Below are 22464 nucleotides of genomic sequence, written 5' to 3' on the forward strand. Positions count from 1 at the left end.
CGCCATGGCAGTGGAAGCCCATCATCCAAGGACGGCGGGTCCGCACCCGCTCCCCCACCGGGCCCCCGTACGGCGTGCCACCGCGCACGGGCTGGCCCTGTGGGTGGTGCCGGCCGAAGGGACCAGCCCGGAAGTCCTGCGCCACGCCGCGCAAATGGTCCTCGCCAGGGCCCTCGAAACTGCTCCGGAGGCGGAAGTCCATTGGCCTGCCGCCGGAGCCCCCACGTCCGGGGTCTCCGCCAGCGTGGAAGGAGCCGCAGCCGACTCCTCTCGCGCCCCTTCCACGGCGGAGGACCCCGGCGCAACCGGAACCGACGGCGGCACCCGCCTGCCGCCGTCGGCCGGCCCCGTCAGCAGGGTCGCCGTGGACCTCGCCGCCGACTCCGTCCTGCTGGACGGCAGGCCGGTGGCGCTGACCGGCGTCGAATACAAAGTGCTGCGCTACCTGGTGACCCATCTGTCCCGCACAGTGGGCCGCGAGGAACTGCAGGAATTCCTGGAGGCCCTGGATTTCCCCGGCGCCACCGCCCGCTCCATCGACGTCTACGTGGGACGGATCCGCAAAAAACTGGGCAACGCCCGCCACGCTGTGGCCACCGTGCGCGGCGGCGGATACCAGTTCATAGCGGGCCCGCACGCGGCCGTTCGGGGTCCGGCGGAATACTGCATATGACGCGATGGTTTGTATCACTAAGCGGCAACCCGCTTCACTTGATGTTTGGCCATCACTGACCGAGTCTTACAAAGGAACGCCATGAGCCCCACCCTGACCACCAAGCTTCAGCCCGGCACGCCGGCTCCTGAGTTCACCCTTCGGGACGCCCAGGGCCGCGAGACCTCTCTGGCTGATTACCGTGGCAAGAACGTCATTGTCTACTTCTACCCGAAGGCGGCAACCCCCGGCTGCACCACCGAGGCCTGCGATTTCCGCGACAGCCTGGCTTCCCTGCAGGGCAAGGGCTACGAGGTAGTGGGTATCTCCCCCGATGCCCAGGAAGCCCTGGCCGGCTTCAGCGGCGATTTCTCCCTCACCTTCCCCCTGCTCTCCGACCCCGACCACGCAGTTGCCCTGGCCTACGGCGCCTGGGGCGAAAAGCTGGTCCACGGTGAAATCCACGAGGGCATCGTCCGCTCCACGGTTGTGGTGGACCCCGAAGGAAACGTCACCCTGGCCCAGTACCAGGTGCAGGCGGACGGCCACGTCTCCCGCCTCAAGGAAGCCCTGGGTCTCTAGAACCCGCCACCACTTCCTGCAGCATTTCCCCGGACGCCCCGGCACTTACTGTGCCGGGGCGTCCGGTGTTCAACCCCCGGCCACCTGCGCATACGATGCCGACACCCGGCGGTAGACAGGGGCCAGGAAGGCCAGCAGGGCCGCCGCGACCATGATGATCCCGGCCACCAGGAACACCAGGGCGATGCCTCGCGACGTGCCCTCCCCCAGCAGGGGTGCCAGGAGGGCGGCGCCGTCCGCCGACCGTGCGAACGGGATGATCCAGAATTGGGCAATGGGTGCCACCATGAACGCCGTGACCGGTGCCGCTGCGGACTCGAAGGCCATGGCGAAGCCAAACACGCGTCCCTGCCGTTCCAGGGGAACCACCCGCTGGATGACGGTCTGTTCTGCCGCCTCCACGAAGGGCACCAGCACCAGGTACAGCCAGATTCCCAGGATGTAGAGCCACGCCCACTCCCGCAGGGTGAAGACCGCCCCCAGCACGCCCATGGCTGCCACCGCGAGCAGCAGGGTGCGCAGCGGGTTGGCACCGAGCCCGAACTTCCCGATCAGGGCGCCGCCGAGGATGAACCCGGTGGAACCCAGCGCAAAGACGGCGCCCCACATCTCCACCGAAAACATCTCCAGCCCGTACGGATCCATGAGCGCCATGTAGACGCCGCCGATGAAGTTGTTGAAGGTGGAAAACAGGATCAGCGCGAACAGCCCCGGGATGGCCAGCACGGCAGTGAAGGATCCCCGCAGGTCGAACTTGCCGTGGGCATCGGTTGCCGCCACCTGCAGTTCCTCCGGCATTCGGAGGGCCAGCAGGTGCGCGAAGGCCACGGCCGTGAGCACCAGTGCGACGGCGATGGTCCAGCCCATGCCGAGCAATCCGATGGACAGGCCGGACAGCAGGGAGGTGACGATGAACATCAGGCCCTGCACCATCCCCACCAATCCGTTGGCATTTGCCCGCCGCTCCGGCTCGATGAGGATGGTCACCGTGGTGGACAGGGCGATGTTCCGCATGTTTTCCACCACTGCACCGGCCAGGATGATCACCGTGAAGATCCAGAACCACGGCCGCCCCAGGTCCAGCAGGGCGGAGGCAGGGGTCAGCAGGAACATCACCCCGGACAGCACGAACATCACCAGGGTGAAGGCTGCCGCGAACCGCATCACGGCAAGCTTCCGGTAGCGGTCCACAAATGTGCCGAAGCTGACGCTGGACAAGGCAATCAGCAGCATGTAGGCACCGCCCACCACCCCTGTGGCAATAACGTTGCGCGTCTCCAGGTACAGCCAGAACGTCAAGGCGAACCACAGGTAGCTGGTGGTGATGTTCGCCAGCGCGGTATTGACCAGGATTCCGGCAAAGGTCCTGGACCGTTCAGCCGGCGTCCGCAAGGGGGCTGCCACGGTATCCGGATCCACGGCAGCGCTGCCCGGTTCCTGCTGGGTCATGCGTCCCAGTGTAGTGAGGGGCAGCAGGCGCCAACAGGGTGGAAGCAGGACCGGGCGGCAGTCCGGTCCGGTGGGGTGGGCGGTCTATTTCCGGCGCCAGTATTTGCCCCAGTCGATTTCCATGGCCCACAACGCAAGCAGCAACGCGTCCATGGTCATGAGTCCTGCCATCAGGTACGACCAGCCCAGCAACAAACTCACAACAATCTCCTGACTATCCCCCAGCCAATCGATTGCTGCTAAGTGTGGCACCTACAGGGCCGCTACGGAATGCCCCCGGCCCGCAGTCTTGAAGCCTCCACCCGCAGTCTTCACCAGGGCTTCAAGCCTTCGGTGCGCCTCGGTCTCAAGTTTGAGCCTGTGGGTGAGCCGCTCCACCTGGCGGGACATGTCCTCCCCCACTTGGAGCCTGTCCCCCGGCCAGCTCGATACTTCGCGCGACTCGGCCAGCGCCCGCTCAAGTTCCCTTGCAGCGGCCCGCACCTTTCGGGAGTGGAAGAGGACGCGCAGGAGCGCCCTGGCTTTGTCCATCCCGCCCTTTGTGACGTGTTCCATCGGCTTCCCCGCCTTCCGCAAGCCTTCCAGCCACCGTGCGGATCGTCGTCGAACCCCATGCCCGGACAGCTGCTGCCGTAATCCGAGTGTGATCGGCAATCCTCAACGTCCCGGCAAGCAGGTGCCAAGATTTCCGCAAGATCCGCTGGATGCAGGTGCCTGACATGGCCATGTCAGCGAACTCACGGGAACTGTGAACCATAAGACATGCCCTGTGCGCCTTAATACTGTAGAAGTAGAGCTATGGTCTCTCCCTCCGAATCCCGCCGTGCGGTAGTCATCGAAGATGACCCGGACATCCGCGGGCTGCTGGTCCGCGTCCTGGTGAAGCAGGGCTTCGATGTCACCCACGCGGGAGCGGGGCTGCCGGGAGTGGAAGAAGTCCGCCGCCGCAAACCTGACCTGGTCACCCTGGACCTGAATCTGCCGGACCTCGACGGGCTGGAAGTCTGCAAGCTCCTGCGCGAATTCTCCGACGCTTTCATCGTGATGCTCACCGCCCGTGCCGACGAGCTCGACAAGCTGACCGGGCTGGACAACGGCGCCGACGAATACATCAGCAAGCCCTTCAGCCCCAGGGAACTGCAGTCGCGGATCAATGCGCTGTTCCGACGCCGGCCCTCAGCCGCGGCCGAATCCGCCGCCCGGGGCGAACTGGAACGCGCCACCGAGGTACAGCAGAGCCTCCTGCCCAAGGAAGACATCCGGGTTGACGGCTACGACGTAGCAGGCCTCTTCCGGCCCTCCCGCAACGTAGGCGGGGACTTCTACGACTGGTACCAGACCCCGGACGGGCTCCACCTGACCTTCGCCGACGCCATGGGCAAGGGCATGGGCGCAGCGCTGATCGCCGCGACGGTCCGCGCCGTGATGCGCTCCACCGGCCTGCGCCAGGACCTGGACGCCGGATTCGCCGCGGCAAGCAAGGCGATTGCCGCGGACCTGGATTCATCGAACTCCTTCGTCACACTGTTCCACGCCCGGCTGGATGCGGCGTCCGGACGGGTCAGCTATGTGGACGCCGGGCATGGGCTTGCGCTGCACGTCGAGCCCGAGGGGCCGGCGCACCGCCTCCCCACCGGCGGCCCCCCGGTGGGGGCGTGGCCGGGGACGCAGTGGCCGCAGGCCGGGATGGACCTGGCGCCCGGCGACTCCCTGGTGGTGGTCAGCGACGGTGTGCTGGACGTCTTCGAGTCGGTGGAGGACTTCACCGACGCCGTGCAGCGGGCCACGCAGGGGGCAGGTTCGGCCCAGGAAGCCACCAACTCCATCCTGGCCCTGGCACCCGCGGAAGCCGCCGAGGACGACGTCACCGTGGTCGTGGTCCGCCGCCTGCCCCGGACGGTTGCCGCGTGACCCGGTTCTGGACCCGCCTGGTGGTGGTGCTGACCGTCCTGACCGGCCTGAACTACATCGCCTGGCGCTGGATGTCCTCGCTCAACTGGGACGCATGGTGGATTGCCCTCCCCCTCGTGGCGGCCGAAACCTACAGCCTCATCGACGTCATGCTCTTCGGCATGACCGTGTGGAACCTGAAGATCCGCAAAGGTGCGCCGCAGCCCCCGCATGACGCCACCGTGGACGTATTCATCACCACCTACAACGAAGACCTGGACATGGTCCTCACCACGGCGCTGGCGGCGCAGAGGATCCGGCACCCGCACAGCACCTGGATCCTGGACGACGGCGCGCGGCCGGAACTGAAGGCCTTGTGTGAACAGCACGGCCTGGGCTACGTCACCCGCAGCGGGGAATGGACCAAGGACCTTCCCCGCCACGCCAAGGCCGGCAACCTCAACAACGCCCTCATGGTCACCCACGGTGAATTCCTGCTGATCCTGGACGCGGACCAGATCCCGGAGCCGGACATCCTGGAAAAGACGCTGGGCTATTTCAACAACCGCCGGGTTGCCCTGGTCCAGACGCCCCAGTACTTCAGCAACGTCCCCGCCAGCGACCCCCTGGGCAGCCAGGCGCCCCTCTTCTACGGGCCCATCCAGCAGGGCAAGGACGGCTGGAACGCCGCCTTCTTCTGCGGCTCCAACGCCATCCTCCGCCGCGAGGCCCTCATGCAGCTGGGCCTGGTGGGGTACGTCAAGGAAACCGAAAAGAGCATCCGCCGCGCGCTGGCCGCATCCCGGGCAGCCATCAGGCAGGCCCGGAAATCCGCGGACGTGGAATCGCCCCTGGTGGCCGGGGTCCTGGATGAGGTGGAGGCCGCCACCCGCGAAGCCCAGCAGGAAGTCGACGCGGGGCAGCCGCTGGGCGAGGTCACCTACCGGGTGCGCCGCCGCGTGGACGCCGCCGTGCAGACCCTGGTCCAGGCTGACGTCGCAGCCCTGCAGGCCGACCTGGAGGAAATCGCCGCTATGGAGCTGGCCCACGTGGGCGAGTCCGGTGTCCCGGTGGTGGCGGACGATGCCGTCCAGCGCATGTCCGCCCGCGACTGGTCTCCGCTGGGTGCCTTGGAATCCGTCCAGGCGGTCCTGGATGCGCTGACCGTGGAACGCAGCAACGAGGCGCAGCCGGTGATGCCGCTGGCCACCATCTCGGTGACCGAGGACATGGCCACCGCCATGCGCATGCACGCCATGGGCTGGGAGAGCGTCTACCACCACGAGATCCTGGCGTACGGCCTGGCACCGGAGGACATCGCCACCATGCTCACCCAGCGCCTCCGCTGGGCCCAGGGCACCATCCAGGTGCTGCTGCGGGAGAACCCCCTGGTGCAGAAGGGCCTCAAGATCGGCCAGCGCCTGATGTACTTCGCCACCATGTGGACGTACCTCAGCGGCTTTGCGGCAGTCATCTACTTTGCGGCCCCCATCATCTACCTGCTGCTGGGCATCCTGCCCGTGAGCAGCCTCAGCTGGGACTTCTTCATCCGGTTCATTCCGTTCATGGTGGTCAACCAGCTGCTGTTCGCCGTGGCCGGCCGCGGCATCCCCACCTGGCGTGGCCAGCAGTACAGCCTGGCGCTGTTCCCCACCTGGATCAAGGCGTGCACGACGGCTGCCCGCAACGTCTGGTTCGGCCGTCCCCTCGGGTTTGCCGTCACCCCCAAGGCGCGCCAAAGCGGCGGACCCAGCTGGAGCCTCATCCGGCCCCAGATCGTGGTGTCCATCCTGCTCGCCCTGGCCGCCGTCGTCGGCATCGTCCGCCTGGCCACCGGGCTCGCCGAACCGCTGGGCACCCTGGTCAATGTTGTCTGGGTGGTCTTTGACCTGGTGGTCATGAGCATTTTGGTCCGCGCCGTCCTCTACAAGGGGTACGAGCCGGCCGCAGAACCTGCAAACAGAGAGGAATCCTGATGGAGTTCAGTTATGAGGTCAAAGACTCGTACGCGGAGGTCAAGGCGGACGGGCGGCTCAACATGGTCTCCGCGCCCAAGCTGCGCGAGTTTGTCACCGATGTGATCGCCGGTGGATCCAACCGGATCGTGGTCAACCTGGAAAACACCGCATTCATGGACTCCTCGGGCCTCGGTGCGCTGATTGGCTGCCTGAAGGCCGCACGCCAGGCCGGCGGGGACCTGCGGATCGCCGCCGTCCAGCCGCAGGTGAACATGGTTCTGAAACTGACCAGCATGGACAAGGTCCTCACCGCCTACACCACGGCCGAGGAGGCGTTCAGCAATGACTGATGTCCTGGCGTCGCGAAGCTTCCGGGGGCCGGCTGCCGGGGACGCCATCGAGGCGGTCCACAACGACCTGGACAGCCTGTGGCTGGACGTCCCCTTCGTCAGCGACATGGACAAGATGACATTTACCACCGCCGTCATCGAATCCGCGTCCAACATCGTCCAGCACGCGCAGCCGGCCGGTGACCGGGGCGTGGAGCTGGGCGTGGAAACCACCGTGCAGCAGGCCATGCTGCAGGCACGGGTCAGCGCGTACCACGCGAAGCCGCCGTTCGGCCCCATGGAGCCGGCCACTCCTGGTGAGGAGGCTGAGTCCGGGCGCGGGCTGGCATTGATCGAGGCGTTGGTGACCACGGTGACGTTCGAACGCCAGGACGGCACGAACACGTGGGTCCTGTCCCGGACGTCGTCACAGGACGCGTGATCGCCCGGGACGCTTGACAGTGGGGCGCGGCTGCTCTTGAATATTACGTATGCTGAAATAACAGTTCCATGATGCGGAAGCCTTGCTGCGTGCAGGCGCCGGGCCGTCCGGCATCCGCATAGCCGTCGCCATGGATGCCAGCATGACCTCAAGGATTATTGCCAGCATGAAGCTTGCCGAATTCAACAGCGCGGATCCGTCCTCCGCCCAGGCCACACTCCGCCCCTGCATCGACGTCAGCCGCTGGGTGGAGGCGGTGGCCGGAGCCCGGCCCTTCACCGGCCGCAACGAACTCCTGGACTTCGCCGCCCGGGCCGCCAACCCCTTTACCTCCGCCGAGGTTGAGGCCGCCATGGCCCACCACCCCAGGATCGGGGAACGCCCGACGGCGGCCAGCACCGAGGCGTCCATGTCCCGTTCCGAACAGGCCGGGGTGGATCCGGCCGACACCGCCGTCGCCGAGGCCCTGGCACGCGGGAACCGGGAGTACGAGGAGAAGTTCGGCCGGGTCTTCCTAATCCGCGCTGCCGGACGCAGCGCGCAGGACATCCTGGCCGCATTGAACCAGCGGCTCACCAACTCCCCCGAAGAAGAAGACCGGATCGTGGCCCAGCAGCTGCGCGAAATCGCCGTACTCCGGCTCGAAGGACTGATCAGCGAATGAGCGTCTCCCACGTGACCACCCACATCCTCGATACCGGCGCCGGGCGCCCGGCGGCGGGGGTCGCCGTCGTCCTTTCCCAAAAGGAGGCCGGCTCCTGGCGCGAGCTGGCAACCTCCAGCACTGATGCTGACGGCCGGGCCAAGGACCTGGGGCCGGAACAGCTGGAACCCGGGCAGTACAAACTGAACTTCGCCACGGGCGGGTATTACGCGGGCCTGCAGACGCAGACGTTCTTCCCGGAAGTGGACCTGGTCTTCGAAGTCACCGGGCCCGAGCACTACCACGTACCGCTGCTCCTGAGCCCGTTCGCCTACTCCACCTACCGCGGCAGCTAGCGAGTCATCGCGGGCCCGCAGTGCTCCCCTGACCTGCCCCAATGTCACGGCCATCACACTAACCGGCATAGGATCAGGAAGTATGGCTCCCAAAAATGAACCGGAAACCGATACCGATGCCGAAGGCGGCCAGTCAGGCGGAGTCCAGTCCGTGGAGCGCGCGCTGACCGTCCTGGAGATCCTGGCCAGGGAAGGCAATGCCGGTGTCAGCGAGATCGCCGAGGAGATGGGCATCCACAAATCCACAGTCTCCCGGTTGATGGGGTCCCTGGTCAGCCGGGAAATGGTCCATCAGAACAGCGAGCGCGGGAAGTACCAGCTGGGGTTCGGCATCCTGCGCCTGGCCAGCTCCATTCCAGGCAGGCTGAGCCTGGTCCATGAGGCGCGGCCGGTGGTGGAAAGCCTGGCCGAGGAGTTCAAGGAGACCGTCAACCTCGCGGTCCTGCGCTCCAACTACGCTGTCAACGTGGACCAGGCCATGGGCCCTTCAACCCTGGCCACCTACGACTGGGTGGGAAGCCTGACGCCGCTGCACGCCACCTCCAGCGGCAAAGTCCTGCTGGCGGCACTGGCGGCGGATGACCGGGACCGGATCCTGAAGGAGACAGGCCTGACGGCCCGCACTTCCCGGACCATAACCTCCCGCAAGGAACTGGATGCCCAACTGCTCGAGGTGGCGGCCAAAGGGTATGCGGTGGTGCGGGAGGAGTTCGAGATCGGCCTGAATGCCGCTGCCGTGCCCGTCTACAACCACCAGGGCGTCGTGATCGGGGCCCTCAGTATCTCCGGGCCGGCCTTCCGCTTCGACCCGGAAAAGATCCCGGGCCTGCTGGAAGCCCTCAAGGATGCCGGGCTCAAAGTCAGCACCAACATGGGTTACACCCACCACTGAAAAGCGTTTAGTCCTCAAGGCAATGACCCCGGGTTCCATGAACCCGGGGTCATTGCCTTGTTAACTGCCCCGCCGCAGTTCGCCCGGCGACACATTGCCCCTCACAAGGTCCCACGGTCAAGTGCACCTTGACTTTGAAAGTGACGTACCGCACTCTTGTTGCTTAGCGCGAACCTTGTTGATCTTTGCGGAACACCTCCCCCACAGGGCTTGAGGCCCTGACACCTGCCGGCCAACGGCCAGGCGGCAATCCCTCGGCGGATTGCGCCGCCCGCAGCCGGCACCAAACGCAAGCCCATGGACTAGCCAAAGGACCCGCTTTCATGGCCATTAACAGTGATCTGAGTTCCATCAAGCCAAAAGTTCCGCCATCAGGGGACGTTCCCCGTGAGCCGTCGGACACCGATCAAGGGGAAGCGACGGCGGCCCTTCCCACCGTCAACGAGCACGAGCAAATCCTGGAGGAACTGCGGCAGAGCAACCGGGAGCAGGCCGTCTCCCAGCGCCGCAACCGGAAACTGACCATGGACAAGGCGACGTTCGGCATAACAGGTGCCATCGCACTGGCCTTCGTGGCGTGCGGATTCCTCGACAAGGACAGCCTGGCCACCACGTCCAAGGACGCCCTGGACTGGGTCATGGAGTACACAGGGTGGCTCTTCATGGTCCTCGCGTCCTTGTTCGTCGTCTTCGTCCTGTGGTTGGCCCTGGGCAAATTCGGCAACATTCCGCTCGGCAAGGACGGGGAGAAGCCCGAATTCCGCACGGTGTCATGGATCGCCATGATGTTCGCCGCCGGAATGGGCATCGGCCTGATGTTCTACGGCGTGGCCGAGCCGCTGTACCACTTCGTCTCTCCCCCGCCCGGAACGGTTGACGGACGCACCCCCGCAGCCATCCAGACGGCCATGGCCACCTCGATCTTCCACTGGACCCTGCACCCCTGGGCCATGTACGCGGTGGTGGGCATCGCCATGGCCTATGGCACCTACCGGCTGGGACGCAGGCAGCTGATCTCCGCCGCCTTCACTTCCCTGTTCGGCATCAGGACCGTGGAGGGGCCGGTGGGCAAGGTCATCAACATCCTGGCCATCTTCGCCACCCTCTTCGGCACCGCCGCGTCACTGGGCCTTGGCGCCCTGCAGATTGGCAGCGGCTTCACCTCCAACGGCTGGACCGGCGAGATCGGTACCCCCGTGCTCGTGGGCATCGTGGCGATCCTGACCGCGTGTTTCATTGCGTCCGCAGTGTCCGGCATCAGCCGCGGCATACAGTGGCTGTCCAACGTCAACATGGTGCTCGCGGTGGTCCTTGCAGTCATCGTGTTCGTCGCAGGCCCCACCCTGTTCATCCTCAACCTCATTCCCTCGGCCGTGGGCGACTACGTGCGCGACCTGGCAGAAATGTCGTCCCGCACGGAGGCCGTCGGCGACGAGGCGCTCCGGACCTGGATGTCCGGCTGGACCATCTTCTACTGGGCCTGGTGGATCTCCTGGACGCCCTTCGTGGGCATGTTCATCGCCCGGATCAGCCGGGGCCGGACCATCCGGCAGTTCGTCACCGGCGTCCTGCTGGTCCCCAGCGTTGTCAGTGTCATTTGGTTCGGCATCTTCGGCGGTACCGCGTTCCACATCCAGCAGGAGGCAGACAAAGCCGGCACGCCCGGCCTGATGACCGTCACCGACGGCAAGGCGACCATCGATTTTGACGGCGCCCTGTTCAACCTGGTGAAGAACCTCCCCCTGCCGGACTGGACCATTGCGGCAGTGATCGTTCTGGCCATGGTCCTGGTGGCAATCTTCTTCATCACCGGCGCCGACTCCGCCTCCCTGATCATGGCGTCGCTGAGCTCCAATGGCAGTTCCGAGCCCAAGCGTGCGTTGGTCATTTTCTGGGGCGCCCTCACCGGCGCCGTGGCCGCCGTCATGCTTCTCGCCGGCGGCGACCAGCCATCCGAAGCGTTGTCGGGCCTGCAGCGGATCACCATCGTCGCTGCCCTGCCCTTTGTCATCGTCATGCTGCTGCTCTGTTTCGCCCTCACCAAGGACCTGCGAAGGGACCCCTTGTCCCTTCGCCGCAGGCTGGCGGACTCCGTGGTGGAGCGGGCCATCCGGACCGGCGTCGAGCAGCACCGGGGTGTCCAGTTTGAACTTGTGACGAAGCATGAATGCGCCGAAGGATGTGCCCAAGGCGCCAACTGCGCCGGCACGGGTCCGGACGCGGAAGAGCCGGAGCCGGAAAGGGCCGCCCTGCGGTAGGACATCCGGAACGGACGGAGCCCCGGCGCCTGCAGCGCCGGGGCTCCAATCTTTGCTGTCCGTAGGGGGAGCCGCGGCTCCCCCTACGGAGGGACTACACCCGTATCTGGTAGCCCGACGACTTGTCGAAGATGCGCCGGGTGCTGATGCCCTGGGCAGCTATCCAGAGCACCGAGCCGTCCTCAGCTGCCTGGTCCACCACCCCGCTGGCCACGCACTCGTCCTGCAGCCACACTTCCACTCGGCGGCCCGCCAGGCGCGCCCAGTCGGCCCGAAGGCCGGGAAGCTGTTTCGAGACGTCGGCGTCCGGCGCCTCCTGCCCAGCGTCGAGGGCGACGGCGCCACGGGGCGCTTCATGGGTTGCCTGGGAATTCACTGGTCACTCCGATCGCCGGCGTCGTCGCCGCTCACATCCATCACTGATATTTGTTTGATATATCAATCTGGACTCAGAGTATGTCCCAGGTCACACCGGGTGTCAACGTGCAGCATGTGGCCCTGGAGGCGCCCGGTGCAATGCCTGGGGGCAGCTAGGCCTTGAAAAGCGCCTCCCGGACCGCATTTTCAAAGCCGCTGACGTGCACTCGGGCAAGCTCCGCGGCCCGCTCCTCATCCCCGTCAATGACGGCACGGAGCAGGTCGAGGTGTTCACGGACATGGTGGGACAGGTCCGGCAGCCGGTCGATCACCATGCACCAAATGCGCGTCGCCAGGTTGTCGTAGCGGATCAGGATATCCTCCAGGTGCGGGTTGGCAGCGGCGGCGTAGATCCCCTGATGCACCTGGGCGTCGAGCTGCAGCGTCTCCGTCACGGTTGCCGAGGACGCATCGAAAGCTTCCACCTTGCCCAGGGTGGCACGCAGCCCGTCCCGGACCGCAGGGGACGCCACCCGTGCGGCACGGGCTGCCGCGAGCGGCTCAAGCTGGGCGCGGATCTCCGAGATGAAGGAAAGATCGGTGACGTCCACCCGGGTGGCGAACGTTCCCCTTCGCGGATAGGTCTTCACCAGCCGGTCCAGCTCCAGCCGCTTCAGGGCTTCGCGCACCGGAGTCCGCCCAACACCAAGGTTTTTGGCCAGGAGCTCATCGTTGAGCAGTTCGCCGGGCTTGATTTCCAGGGTCAGCAGCCAGTCACGGATACTCTCGTAGGCGACGTCGGCCAAGGACTTCCGCGCCGCGTCGTCCGCCACCGCCAAAGCTTCGAATGCCATGCCGAGCCCCTTCTTAGCAACTGAAAAAAACTATTGACCTCACCTTTGGACCAGTATACGCTGACACTCAATCTAATATATCAGTCCGCAGCTTTTGAATATATCTAGAAGGAGGAGCGGCTATGACCCTCATCGAAGCAGCCTCAGCAACCATCACCCTGCCGGCGCTCAAGGAAGAGAAGGCGCAGAAGCTGGTACTGACCCTGTCCTGCAAGGAGCAGGCCGGAATTGTGCAGGCCGTGACCACGTTCCTGTTCGAGCGTGGCTTCAACATCGACGAGCACCAGCAGTTCGACGACAGCCTGCGCGAGACGCTCCACCTGCGCACGGCGTTTTCCGGCTCCCCCAGCTACACGCCCGCCATGCTCGAGGAAGAGTTCGCGGGCATCGCCGGCCGGTTCGACATGAAGTTCAGCTTCCATGACCAGACCCCCAAGCGCGTCCTGGTCATGGTGTCCAAGTTCGGCCACTGCCTTAACGACCTCATCTTCCGCTGGCGCGGCGGCAGCCTCGGCGGTGAACTGGTGGCAGTCGTGTCCAACCACGAGACCCACCGGGCAATGGCGGAAGCCGCAGAGCTCCCTTTCATCTACGTCCCCGTCACTCCGGACACCAAGGCCGACGCAGAGCGCCGGCTGCTGGAACTCGTGGATGAGTACGAGGCAGACCTCGTGGTCCTGGCCCGATACATGCAGGTGCTCTCCGATGACCTCTGCCGCGCACTCGAGGGCCGGGCCATCAACATCCACCACTCCTTCCTCCCCGGCTTCAAGGGCGCCCGTCCTTACCACCAGGCCTACGACCGCGGCGTCAAGCTGGTGGGCGCCACCGCCCACTACGTCACCGCCGACCTGGATGAGGGGCCGATCATCGAGCAGGAAGTCATCCGGGTGGACCACACCTACGGCCCGGCGCAGCTGTCCACCGTGGGCCAGGACGCCGAGGCACTGGCCCTCTCCCGGGCCGTTCGCTGGCACTGCCAGCACCGCGTGCTGCTGGACCAGACCAGCACCGTGGTGTTCCGGTAAGCAGCCCCCGTCCGCAGACATAACCCGTAGAGCAGCAGGAGAGACTCCCTTGGTATCGTCACCACGCATTGTCATTATCGGAGCCGGCATCGTCGGCACCATCCTCGCGGATGAACTCGTCACGCGCGGCTGGAACAACATCACGGTCCTGGACCAGGGACCCCTCACCATGCCCGGCGGCTCCACCTCGCACGCCCCGGGACTGGTCTTCCAGACAAACCCCTCCAAGTCCATGGCCCTGTTCGCCAAGTACACCGTGGAGAAACTGCTGTCCCTCACCGAAGACGGTGTCAGCTGCTTCAACCAGGTGGGTGGCCTGGAAGTCGCCACCACCGAAACCCGGCTCGCGGACCTGAAGCGCAAGCTCGGCTACGCGCAGGCTTGGGGCATCGAGGGCTCCATTCTCTCCCCGGCAGAATGCAAGGCGCTCTACCCGCTCATCAACGACGAGGACATCCTGGGCGGCCTCCACGTTCCCAGCGACGGCCTGGCCAGCGCCGCCCGCGCGGTCCAGCTGCTGATCAAGCGCACCGAGGCAGCCGGCGTTAAATACATCGGAAACACCGAAGTCACCGGCCTCGAACAGTCCGGCCGCCGCGTCACCGGAGTCCAGACGCCCGACGGCGTGATCCCGGCAGACATCGTGGTCTCCTGCGCCGGGTTCTGGGGCGCAAAGGTGGGAGAGCTGATCGGCATGTCCGTGCCGCTGCTGCCGCTGGCACACCAGTACGTCAAGACCACGCCGGTGCCGGCCCTGAAGGGGAAGAACGAGCTGCCCAACGGTGCACAGCTCCCCATCCTCCGCCACCAGGACCAGGACCTCTACTACCGCGAACACGGCGACCGGTACGGCATTGGCTCCTACGCCCACAAGCCCATGCCCGTGGACCTGGATGAACTCGGCAGCTTCACGCCGGACGAGATCAGCGAACACCACATGCCCTCCCGACTGGACTTCACCGTGGAAGACTTCCTCCCGGCGTGGGAGGCCACCAAGCAGATTCTGCCTGCCCTGCGCGAAAGCGAGATCGAGGACGGCTTCAACGGCATCTTCTCCTTCACCCCGGACGGCGGCTCGCTGGTGGGTGAGTCCAAGGAACTGGACGGCTTCTTCGTGGCCGAAGCCGTGTGGGTCACCCACTCGGCGGGCATTGCCCGCGCCGTGGCCGAGCTCCTGGTGGACGGCAAGTCTTCCATCGACCTGGGCGACTGCGACATCCACCGCTTCGAGGACGTCCAGCTGACCCCGGAATACGTCAGCGAAACCTCGCAGCAGAACTTCGTGGAGATCTACGACGTCCTGCACCCGCTGCAGCCCAAGCTTTCGCCGCGGAATCTGCGCGTCAGCCCCTTCCACGCCCGGCACAAGCAGCTGGGCGGCTTCTTCCTGGAAGGTGCCGGCTGGGAGCGGCCCTACTGGTTCGAGGCCAACGCCGAACTCCTCAAGGAAATGCCCGCTGACTGGCAGCCGCCGGCCCGCGACTCATGGTCCGGCATGTTCAGCTCGCCCATTGCCGCGGCTGAGGCCTGGAAGACGCGCACCGCCGTCGCCATGTACGACATGACCCCGCTGAAGCGCCTCGAAATTTCCGGGCCCGGCGCCTTGAAGCTGCTGCAGGAACTGACCACCGCGGAAATGGACAAGAAGCCCGGAGCCGTCACCTACACTCTGCTGCTGGACGGGCAGGGCGGGGTCCGAAGCGACATCACCGTGGCCCGCCTGGACGAGCAGACCTTCCAGCTTGGCGCCAACGGCAACATCGACACCGCCTACTTCGACCGGGCAGCCCGGCACCAGACAGCGAGCGGCAGCGCCGAAGACTGGGTCCAGGTCCGCGACACCACCGGCGGCACCTGCTGCATCGGCCTCTGGGGCCCGCTGGCCCGGGAGGTGGTCGGTGCGGTCAGCAGCGACGACTTCTCCAACGACGGCCTGAAGTACTTCCGGTCCAAGCAGGTGGTCATCGGCGGCGTCCCGGTCACCGCCATGCGCCTGTCCTACGTGGGCGAACTCGGCTGGGAGCTGTACACCAGCGCCGACAACGGCCAGCGCCTCTGGGACGCGCTGTGGAAGGCCGGCCAGCCGTCCGGCATCATCGCCGCCGGCCGCGCCGCCTTCAGCTCGCTCCGCCTGGAAAAGGGCTACCGCTCCTGGGGCACGGACATGACCACCGAGCACGACCCCTTCGAGGCCGGCCTGGGCTTCGCCGTGAAGATGGCCAAGGAGAACTTCGTCGGGAAGGCGGCCCTGGAGGGACGCACCGAAGAAAACTCCGGACGCCGCCTGCGCTGCCTGACGGTCGACGACGGACGCAGCCTGGTGCTGGGCAAGGAACCGGTGTTCTACAAAGACCAGGCGGTGGGTTACGTCACCAGCGCCGCCTACGGTTACACGGTCAGGAAGCCGATCGCCTACTCCTACCTTCCCGCCGAGGTTTCCATCGGCGACTCCGTCGAAATCGAGTACTTCGGACGCCGGATCGTCGCCACGGTCACCCAGGATCCGCTGTACGACCCCACCATGACCCGGCTCCGCGGCTAGCGCCATGATCAGTTCCGAGACAGTCAGCAGCTACCTCGCCCGGTTGGCCGCCAAGCAGCCGACGCCGGGCGGCGGCGCCGCGGCGGCGCTGCACGCGGCCCAGGCGGCGGCACTGGTGGCCATGGTGGCTCGATACACCACCGGCGCCAAATACGACCAGCACGCACCGCTGGTGCAGCGCATCACCCAGGCTGCCGACGACTTTGTGGCCGAGGCACTGCGCCTTGCTGAAGCGGATGAACAAGCCTTCCAGGCAGTCATCGACTCATACAAGCTCCCGTCCGGCACCGATGACCTCAAGGCCGCCCGGGCAGCCGGGATCCAGTCCGCCCTCATCCAGGCGGCAGAAACGCCCGCCCGGCTCATTCAGCTGTCCGGACGGATCGTGGACCTCGCTACCGAGCTGTTCGACGTCGCCAACGCCAACGTCATCAGCGACGTTGCCGCCGCTGCTGACGCTGCGCGGGCAGCTGCCACCACGGCGCGCGTCAACATCGACATCAACGTGGTGGCGGTCAAGGATCCGGAGGCACGCGCGCTGCTTGCCCAACAGACGGACAGCATCGAAGAGAAGGTGGTCCTGGCAGCAGATGGCCTCTCCGCCCGCGTTCGGGAAAGGATCCTGGGTTGAGCACCGCAATACTTTCCGGAAAGCCCTTGGCCGGCCTGATCCACCGGGAGGTCCAGGAGCAGGCCCGGTCGCTTGAACTGGACGGCGTCCGGCCGGTCGTGGCGGTGGTCATGGCCACCGCCGATGAGTCAACGCGCTGGTACGTCCGTTCCATCGAGCGCGCAGCGGAGCGTGCCGGAGTCGGCTGCCGGATCATCGACCTGGGCCATGATGCAACGGAAACCGAGCTGGCCGGCGTCCTGCGGGACGTCAGCGCTGAACCGTCCGCCCACGGCATCATCCTGCAAACCCCGCTGCCGGCGGGGGTCCGGACGGACAACCTGGTGGGCCTCATCGCCCCGGAAAAGGACATTGACGGCGCAAATCCGTTGAGCCTGGGACGCCTGGCCGTCGGCCAGCCGGCCTTTGCTCCCGCCACCGCCCGGTCGGTGGTCGACATCCTTGACCACTACCAAATTCCCGTTGCGGGCAAGGCCGTGGTGGTGGTGGGCCGCTCCGCCGTCGTCGGCAAGCCCCTGTCCCTCCTCCTGCTGGCACGCGATGCCACCGTGACGGTCTGCCATTCCAGGTCGGGCCCGCTGGAGCGCCATACCAAGGATGCCGACGTCGTGGTGGTCGCCGCCGGCCGCGCCGGACTGTTGACCGGCAGCCAGGTCTCCTCCCGGACGGTGGTGGTCGACGTCGGCACGAATGTCCTTTCCGACGGTTCGCTGGTGGGTGATGTGGACCAAGCAAGCGTCACCGGGACCGCAGCGGGGCTGACCCCTGTTCCCGGCGGCGTCGGCTCCGTGACCACCGCGCTGCTGCTCCTGCACACCGTGGAGGCTGCACGCCGGCAATTCCCGTCCCTGCCGCTGGCGGCCGGAACCGCCGGGGCCCAGGTCCTGGAAGCCGCGGGCTAAGGGGGACGGTGCCGGCAACGGGTGTCCCGTTTTTGTGAAAGGTGCTTCGGTGGGCCTAAGACCTGGGGAGGTATTCCTCATCGAAGCACCGTTTTCGAAAAACGGGGCCCCACAACTGGCCAAGGGCTTCCGGCGTGCCCAAGGCTTATCGCAGAAACGCCTACACAGACCGCCGTCCACGAGTCATACTCTTGACATTGAATGTGGGCTGGCGCACGATTTGTTGCACAAAGCGAACGTTGTTGATCATCACGGAACGAACTTCGCCCAGATTCGCGGTGCGCGGGAACCTGGGACGCCAAAAACATCCTTCGGGGCCATAGCGGCCGGCATCAAGCCGGCCGGCCCCACCCACCGGCCGCCAATGGCTGCGGCTGTCCGCGCGCCCACCAATCGGCGCCTTGGCGCTGTCAGCGGTCAGCGCTGAAGCCAGAAGGGAACGAATCTCAATGATCAATCCGACCAGGACGCGGGCCTCCGCCGGCACCTCCAGCTCAAGAGAGACCAGCTCCGCGTTCAAACGCCGCTTCATGGTGCGGCTTGTTGCTGTCTTCATCGGCGGGATGTTTCTCGACGGTTACATCCTCGGAATCATCGGCCCCGTCACCGGCCCCATGCGGTCAGACCTCCAGCTCGACGAACTGTCACTGGGCATGATCGCCGCCGGCCCACTGGCCGGCATTTTCGTCGGCTCCCCGCTGGCCGGCTGGGCCACTGACAAGTTCGGACGCAAACCCATGTTCCTCGTGGACATGGGTTTGTTCCTGGCCGCCTCAGCCGCACAGTTCTTCGTCACCTCCGGAGACGGAGCCGTGATCCAGCTCGCCATCATCCGGTTCCTCATGGGCGTCGCGATCGGCGGCGAATACTCCATCGGCGGGCCACTGCTGTCGGAGTTCTCCCCGCCCAAGCTCCGCGGCCGGCTGCTCGGGCTGACCCTGATCGCCTGGTACGTCGGATTCATGATGGCTTTCATCATTGGCACACTCCTGCACGACGCCGGCACCCCGTGGCGCCTGGTCATCGGCACCAGCACAATACTGGCTTTCATCCTGTTCATCGCCCGCCTGGGCCTGCCGGAATCCCCCAGCTGGCTCATCACCAAGGGACGAAATGAGGAAGCACTCGCGATCGCACGCCGGTACGTCGAATCGCCACAGATGCATGACAGCATCACCGAGGAGATCGACCTGAGGATGATCCAGGAGGCCCAGGCGGCACGGAACAGGACCAAAATCAAGGGCGCCTCCTTCGGCATGCTGTTTTCGAAGGAGAACTGGCGCGCCACTCTCTTCACCTCGGGCTTCTGGTTCTGCGCGGTCACTCCGTACTTCGCGATCGCCACCTTCGCCGACGACGTCCTCACCCAATTCGGCTTCGGCGGCGGCTGGGCCGGCGGGGTGGGACTGTCCGCACTTGCGGCCGCGGGCGTTGTCACCAGCGTGCTTCTGATTGACAGGCTGGGCCGCCGGATCCTCACCGTGCCCGGGCAGTGGCTCTGTGCAGGCATCCTGCTGGTCATCGGACTCTGGGCGGACGCGCCGGCGATCCTCATCCTCGCCCTGTTCCTCGCCTTCTCCTTCTTCAACGCCGGCTACACCACAATGACCCAGGTCTATCCGGCCGAGGTCTTCCCGGGCCACCTGCGCGGCATCGGCATGGGCTTTGCCGCGGCCTTCAGCCGCATCGGAGCCGCACTGGGCACCTTCGCCCTGCCGTGGGCCATCAGCAACATCGGCATGGGCCCAAGCATGGTGGTGGCCGCCGCCGTCGCATTACTCGGCGCAATCCTCTCGCAATGGCTCGCGCCGGAGACAAAGGGGCGCACCCTCGCCGAGATCTCTGCAAACTTTTCCCACTGACTTCGCAGCTGCCCGGCCACCCGCCGGCCGGTCACCGTAACCACTACGAAAGAGGCCTTCGCCGCACCAGCGGCGGGGGCCTCTTTGCCGCCTTTTGACGCGGCGCCGCCGGCCTCCGCAACAAAGCGGGAAAGCCTTGACATCCCCTGTGAGCTAGGACACTCTGTTGCATATAGTGATGTGTGTTGCTCATAGCGAAGCCAATGTCATCACCCGGTCAGGCGGAGTCCAGCACCAACCAGGAGAACCAAAATCATGAGCGCATCACCCCGCGTCGTCATCATCGGAGCCGGCATCGTCGGCACCAACCTCGCCGACGAGCTGGCAAGCCGCGGCTGGAACAACATCACCGTCGTCGAGCAGGGCCCGCTGGAGCTTGCCGGCGGCTCCACGTCGCACGCACCGGGCCTGGTGTTCCAAAACAACCCGTCCAGGACCATGACGGAATTCGCCACGTACACCGTGAACAAGCTCCTCGCCCTGGGCAAGGACGGCCAGTCCTGCTTCAACCAGGTGGGCGGCCTGGAGCTGGCAACCACCCCCGGGCGCCTGGCCGATTTGAAGCGCAAGATGGGCGTCATGACCTCCTGGGGTGTCGAAAGCAGGATCGTCGACGCCGACGAATGCGAAAAGATCTACCCACTGCTGAACACCGGCAAGCTCACCGGCGGCCGCGAGGTCCTGGGCGGCCTGCTCATCCCCACGGACGGACTCGCGCTGGCGGCCCGGGCCGTGCAGCTGCTGATCGAGCGCACGCGCGAACGCGGGGTCACCTACCGCGGTTCCACCACCGTCACCGGCATCGCCCGGGACGGCGGCAAGGTCACCGGCGTCGAAACCTCCGCCGGCGTGATCCCTGCCGACATCGTGGTGTCCTGCGCAGGGTTCTGGGGCCGTGAACTCGGCCGGATGGTGGGCCTGGAAGTGCCCCTGCTGCCGCTGGCCCACCAGTACGCCATCACCACGCCCCTTGCCGAACTGGAGAACGTCAACGAGCTCCCCAACGGCGCCGGCAAGCCCATCCTGCGCTACCAGGACAAGGACCTGTACTACCGCGAGTGGGGCGACCGCATCGGCATCGGCAGCTACGCCCACCGCCCGATGCCCGTGGACATGTCCGCTTTGCCGAAGGTCGCTGCCGAGGACATGTCCGACCACCGGATGCCTTCGCGCCTGGACTTCACCCTCGAAGACTTCGTGCCCGCCTGGGAAGACAGCCAGGACCTGCTGCCGGCACTGCGGAACACCGAGATCCAGGACGGCTTCAACGGCATCTTCTCCTTCACCCCCGACGGCGGCCCCCTCATGGGCGAGGCACCGGACCTCGAAGGCTTCTTCGTGGCCGAGGCCGTCTGGGTCACGCACTCGGCAGGCGTGGCCAAGGCCATGGCTGAGCTGATCATTGACGGCCAACCGCAGACAGACCTGCACGGCTGCGAGCTGACCCGTTTCGAAAAGGTGCAGACCTCCGACGCCTACGTCAGCGAGACCTCACAGCAGAACTTCGTGGAGATCTACGATGTTCTGCACCCGCTGCAGCCACGCGAATCGCCGCGGGACCTGCGCGTCAGCCCGTTCAACGTGCGCCAGAAGGAACTCGGTGCCTTCTTCCTCGAGTCCGCCGCCTGGGAGCGCCCGCACTGGTTCGAAGCCAACCGGGGACTCCTGGCCGAACTGCCGGAAGAATGGCGCGCCCCGGAGCGCGAGGAGTGGGCAAACATGTTCCACTCCCCTATCTCCGCCGCCGAAGCGTGGAAGACGCGCACCGCCGTCGGACTTTTCGACATGACGCCGCTGAAGCGGCTCTCCGTCACCGGCCCGGGCGCGCAGGCACTGCTGCACCGGCTCAGCACGGGCAACATCGCCAAGAAGCCCGGTGCCGTGACGTACTGCCTGCTGCTGGCGGACGACGGCGGCATCCGCAGCGACGTGACGGTGGCCAGGCTCGCGGAGGAAGAGTTCCAGCTGGGCGTGAACAGCAATGTTGACTTCGACTACCTCCGGGTGGAGGCGCGCCGGCAGTCGGCGGCCGATCCCTCCCAGTGGGCGCACGTCACCGACATCACCGGCAGCACCTGCTGCATCGGCCTGTGGGGCCCGCTGGCCCGCGAGGTCATCGGCAAGGTCAGCGACGACGACCTGACCAACGACGGCCTCAAGTACTTCCGGACCAAGCAGATCTCGGTGGGCGGCATCCCTGTCACGGCGATGCGGCTCTCCTACGTCGGCGAACTCGGCTGGGAGCTCTACACCACCGCCGAGTACGGGCTGAAGCTGTGGGACCTGCTGTTCGAGGCCGGCCGCGAGCACGGCATCATCGCTGCCGGACGGGGCGCCTTCAACAGCATGCGGCTGGAGAAGGGCTACCGGCTGTGGGGCACGGACATGACCACCGAGCACCACCCGTACCAGGCGGGCCTGGGCTTCTCCGTGGCCAAGGACAAGACCGGATTCGTCGGCGCAGAGGCACTGGCAGGACTCAAGGAACAGCCGGCTGCCAAGACGCTGCGCTGCCTGACGGTCGACGACGGCACGTCAGTGGTGCTGGGCAAGGAACCGGTGTTCGTGGCCGGCGAGGCCGTTGGATACGTCACCAGCGCGGCCTATGGCTACACCGTCCGCAAGCCCATCGCCTACGCCTGGCTGCCCTGCGCCGTGGAGATCGGCGACGCTGTGGAGATCGAGTACTTTGGGCGCCGCGTGGCCGCCACCGTCTCCGCCGAGCCGCTGGTGGACCCGGGCATGGAACGCCTCCGCGGCTGACCCTGCCCCCACCACGCCAGGTGGTTGGGCCTGCTTGAGACCAGCAGGCCCAACCACCTTTTTGTTGCCCACTG

Annotated in this window: 21 protein-coding genes; 16 read left to right on the forward strand and 5 right to left on the reverse strand. The window is 66.1% G+C overall.

Annotation, left to right across the window (positions count from 1 at the left end):
* Positions 1-4 precede the first annotated feature (4 nt).
* Complete coding sequence (locus tag HNO81_RS17125; protein WP_175319304.1) at positions 5-673, forward strand: winged helix-turn-helix transcriptional regulator; 669 nt, start codon at positions 5-7, stop codon at positions 671-673.
* An 81-nt stretch (positions 674-754) separates the two neighbouring features.
* Positions 755-1234, forward strand: coding sequence for a thioredoxin-dependent thiol peroxidase (gene bcp, locus HNO81_RS17130; RefSeq protein ID WP_175319305.1), 480 nt, complete (start codon positions 755-757; stop codon positions 1232-1234).
* A gap of 69 nt (positions 1235-1303) precedes the next feature.
* Here bcp and HNO81_RS17135 read toward each other — a convergent pair whose 3' ends face one another.
* Positions 1304-2683 (reverse strand): MFS transporter, encoded by a 1380-nt coding sequence (locus tag HNO81_RS17135; protein ID WP_175319306.1) that lies wholly within the window; start codon positions 2681-2683, stop codon positions 1304-1306.
* A 252-nt stretch (positions 2684-2935) separates the two neighbouring features.
* Positions 2936-3238, reverse strand: a complete 303-nt coding sequence (locus tag HNO81_RS17140; protein ID WP_254703547.1) for a hypothetical protein — start codon at positions 3236-3238, stop codon at positions 2936-2938.
* A gap of 243 nt (positions 3239-3481) precedes the next feature.
* Between HNO81_RS17140 and HNO81_RS17145 the strand changes: the two genes are divergently transcribed.
* From HNO81_RS17145 to HNO81_RS17180, 8 genes are all read left to right on the forward strand, one after another.
* Positions 3482-4594, forward strand: coding sequence for a PP2C family protein-serine/threonine phosphatase (locus HNO81_RS17145; protein ID WP_175319308.1), 1113 nt, complete (start codon positions 3482-3484; stop codon positions 4592-4594).
* Positions 4591-6549 carry a glycosyltransferase family 2 protein gene (locus tag HNO81_RS17150; RefSeq protein ID WP_175319309.1) on the forward strand — a complete coding sequence of 653 codons (1959 nt, stop codon included), beginning with the start codon at positions 4591-4593 and terminating at the stop codon, positions 6547-6549. Before HNO81_RS17145 ends, HNO81_RS17150 begins: the two co-directional genes overlap by 4 nt.
* Positions 6549-6881, forward strand: coding sequence for an STAS domain-containing protein (locus HNO81_RS17155; RefSeq protein ID WP_175319310.1), 333 nt, complete (start codon positions 6549-6551; stop codon positions 6879-6881). The genes HNO81_RS17150 and HNO81_RS17155 overlap by 1 nt, the downstream gene beginning before the upstream one ends.
* Positions 6874-7302, forward strand: coding sequence for an ATP-binding protein (locus tag HNO81_RS17160; protein WP_175319311.1), 429 nt, complete (start codon positions 6874-6876; stop codon positions 7300-7302). Before HNO81_RS17155 ends, HNO81_RS17160 begins: the two co-directional genes overlap by 8 nt.
* Positions 7303-7468: 166 nt before the next feature.
* Positions 7469-7966: a 2-oxo-4-hydroxy-4-carboxy-5-ureidoimidazoline decarboxylase gene (gene uraD / locus HNO81_RS17165; protein WP_175319330.1), complete on the forward strand. Its 498-nt coding sequence runs from the start codon at positions 7469-7471 to the stop codon at positions 7964-7966.
* Entirely contained in the window at positions 7963-8301 is a 339-nt protein-coding gene (gene uraH, locus HNO81_RS17170) for a hydroxyisourate hydrolase (protein ID WP_175319312.1), read from the forward strand. The genes uraD and uraH overlap by 4 nt, the downstream gene beginning before the upstream one ends.
* 82 nt (positions 8302-8383) lie before the next feature.
* Positions 8384-9193 (forward strand): IclR family transcriptional regulator, encoded by an 810-nt coding sequence (locus tag HNO81_RS17175; RefSeq protein ID WP_175319313.1) that lies wholly within the window; start codon positions 8384-8386, stop codon positions 9191-9193.
* Between the two features lie 323 nt (positions 9194-9516).
* Positions 9517-11451, forward strand: coding sequence for a BCCT family transporter (locus HNO81_RS17180; RefSeq protein ID WP_175319314.1), 1935 nt, complete (start codon positions 9517-9519; stop codon positions 11449-11451).
* Positions 11452-11545: 94 nt separating this feature from the next.
* Here HNO81_RS17180 and HNO81_RS17185 read toward each other — a convergent pair whose 3' ends face one another.
* Together HNO81_RS17185 and HNO81_RS17190 are read right to left on the reverse strand one after the other, a co-directional pair.
* The gene (locus HNO81_RS17185; RefSeq protein WP_175319315.1) at positions 11546-11827 is read right to left on the reverse strand and encodes a hypothetical protein; all 282 of its coding nucleotides are present in this window, start codon (positions 11825-11827) and stop codon (positions 11546-11548) included.
* 154 nt (positions 11828-11981) lie between these two features.
* Positions 11982-12662, reverse strand: a complete 681-nt coding sequence (locus HNO81_RS17190) for a GntR family transcriptional regulator (RefSeq protein WP_175319316.1) — start codon at positions 12660-12662, stop codon at positions 11982-11984.
* A gap of 122 nt (positions 12663-12784) precedes the next feature.
* Between HNO81_RS17190 and purU the strand changes: the two genes are divergently transcribed.
* Genes purU through HNO81_RS17210 form a run of 4 tightly spaced genes read left to right on the forward strand, consistent with a single transcriptional unit; the run spans position 12785 to position 17765 of the window.
* Positions 12785-13690: a formyltetrahydrofolate deformylase gene (purU, locus tag HNO81_RS17195; RefSeq protein ID WP_175319317.1), complete on the forward strand. Its 906-nt coding sequence runs from the start codon at positions 12785-12787 to the stop codon at positions 13688-13690.
* 49 nt (positions 13691-13739) lie between these two features.
* The gene (locus tag HNO81_RS17200; protein WP_175319318.1) at positions 13740-16232 is read left to right on the forward strand and encodes an FAD-dependent oxidoreductase; all 2493 of its coding nucleotides are present in this window, start codon (positions 13740-13742) and stop codon (positions 16230-16232) included.
* Between the two features lie 4 nt (positions 16233-16236).
* Positions 16237-16863 (forward strand): cyclodeaminase/cyclohydrolase family protein, encoded by a 627-nt coding sequence (locus tag HNO81_RS17205; RefSeq protein WP_175319319.1) that lies wholly within the window; start codon positions 16237-16239, stop codon positions 16861-16863.
* Positions 16860-17765, forward strand: a complete 906-nt coding sequence (locus HNO81_RS17210) for a bifunctional 5,10-methylenetetrahydrofolate dehydrogenase/5,10-methenyltetrahydrofolate cyclohydrolase (protein ID WP_175319320.1) — start codon at positions 16860-16862, stop codon at positions 17763-17765. The genes HNO81_RS17205 and HNO81_RS17210 overlap by 4 nt, the downstream gene beginning before the upstream one ends.
* 160 nt (positions 17766-17925) lie before the next feature.
* On the opposite strand, the gene HNO81_RS17215 is transcribed toward HNO81_RS17210, so the two are convergent.
* Positions 17926-18321 (reverse strand): hypothetical protein, encoded by a 396-nt coding sequence (locus tag HNO81_RS17215; RefSeq protein ID WP_175319293.1) that lies wholly within the window; start codon positions 18319-18321, stop codon positions 17926-17928.
* Between HNO81_RS17215 and HNO81_RS17220 the strand changes: the two genes are divergently transcribed.
* Positions 18296-19627, forward strand: a complete 1332-nt coding sequence (locus tag HNO81_RS17220) for an MFS transporter (protein ID WP_254703548.1) — start codon at positions 18296-18298, stop codon at positions 19625-19627. The genes HNO81_RS17215 and HNO81_RS17220 overlap by 26 nt on opposite strands.
* 255 nt (positions 19628-19882) lie before the next feature.
* Complete coding sequence (locus HNO81_RS17225; RefSeq protein WP_175319322.1) at positions 19883-22390, forward strand: FAD-dependent oxidoreductase; 2508 nt, start codon at positions 19883-19885, stop codon at positions 22388-22390.
* Positions 22391-22464 lie beyond the last annotated feature (74 nt).

Origin of the sequence: Pseudarthrobacter sp. C4D7, assembly GCF_013359725.1 — a bacterium.
Classification (GTDB): Bacteria; Actinomycetota; Actinomycetes; order Actinomycetales; family Micrococcaceae; genus Arthrobacter.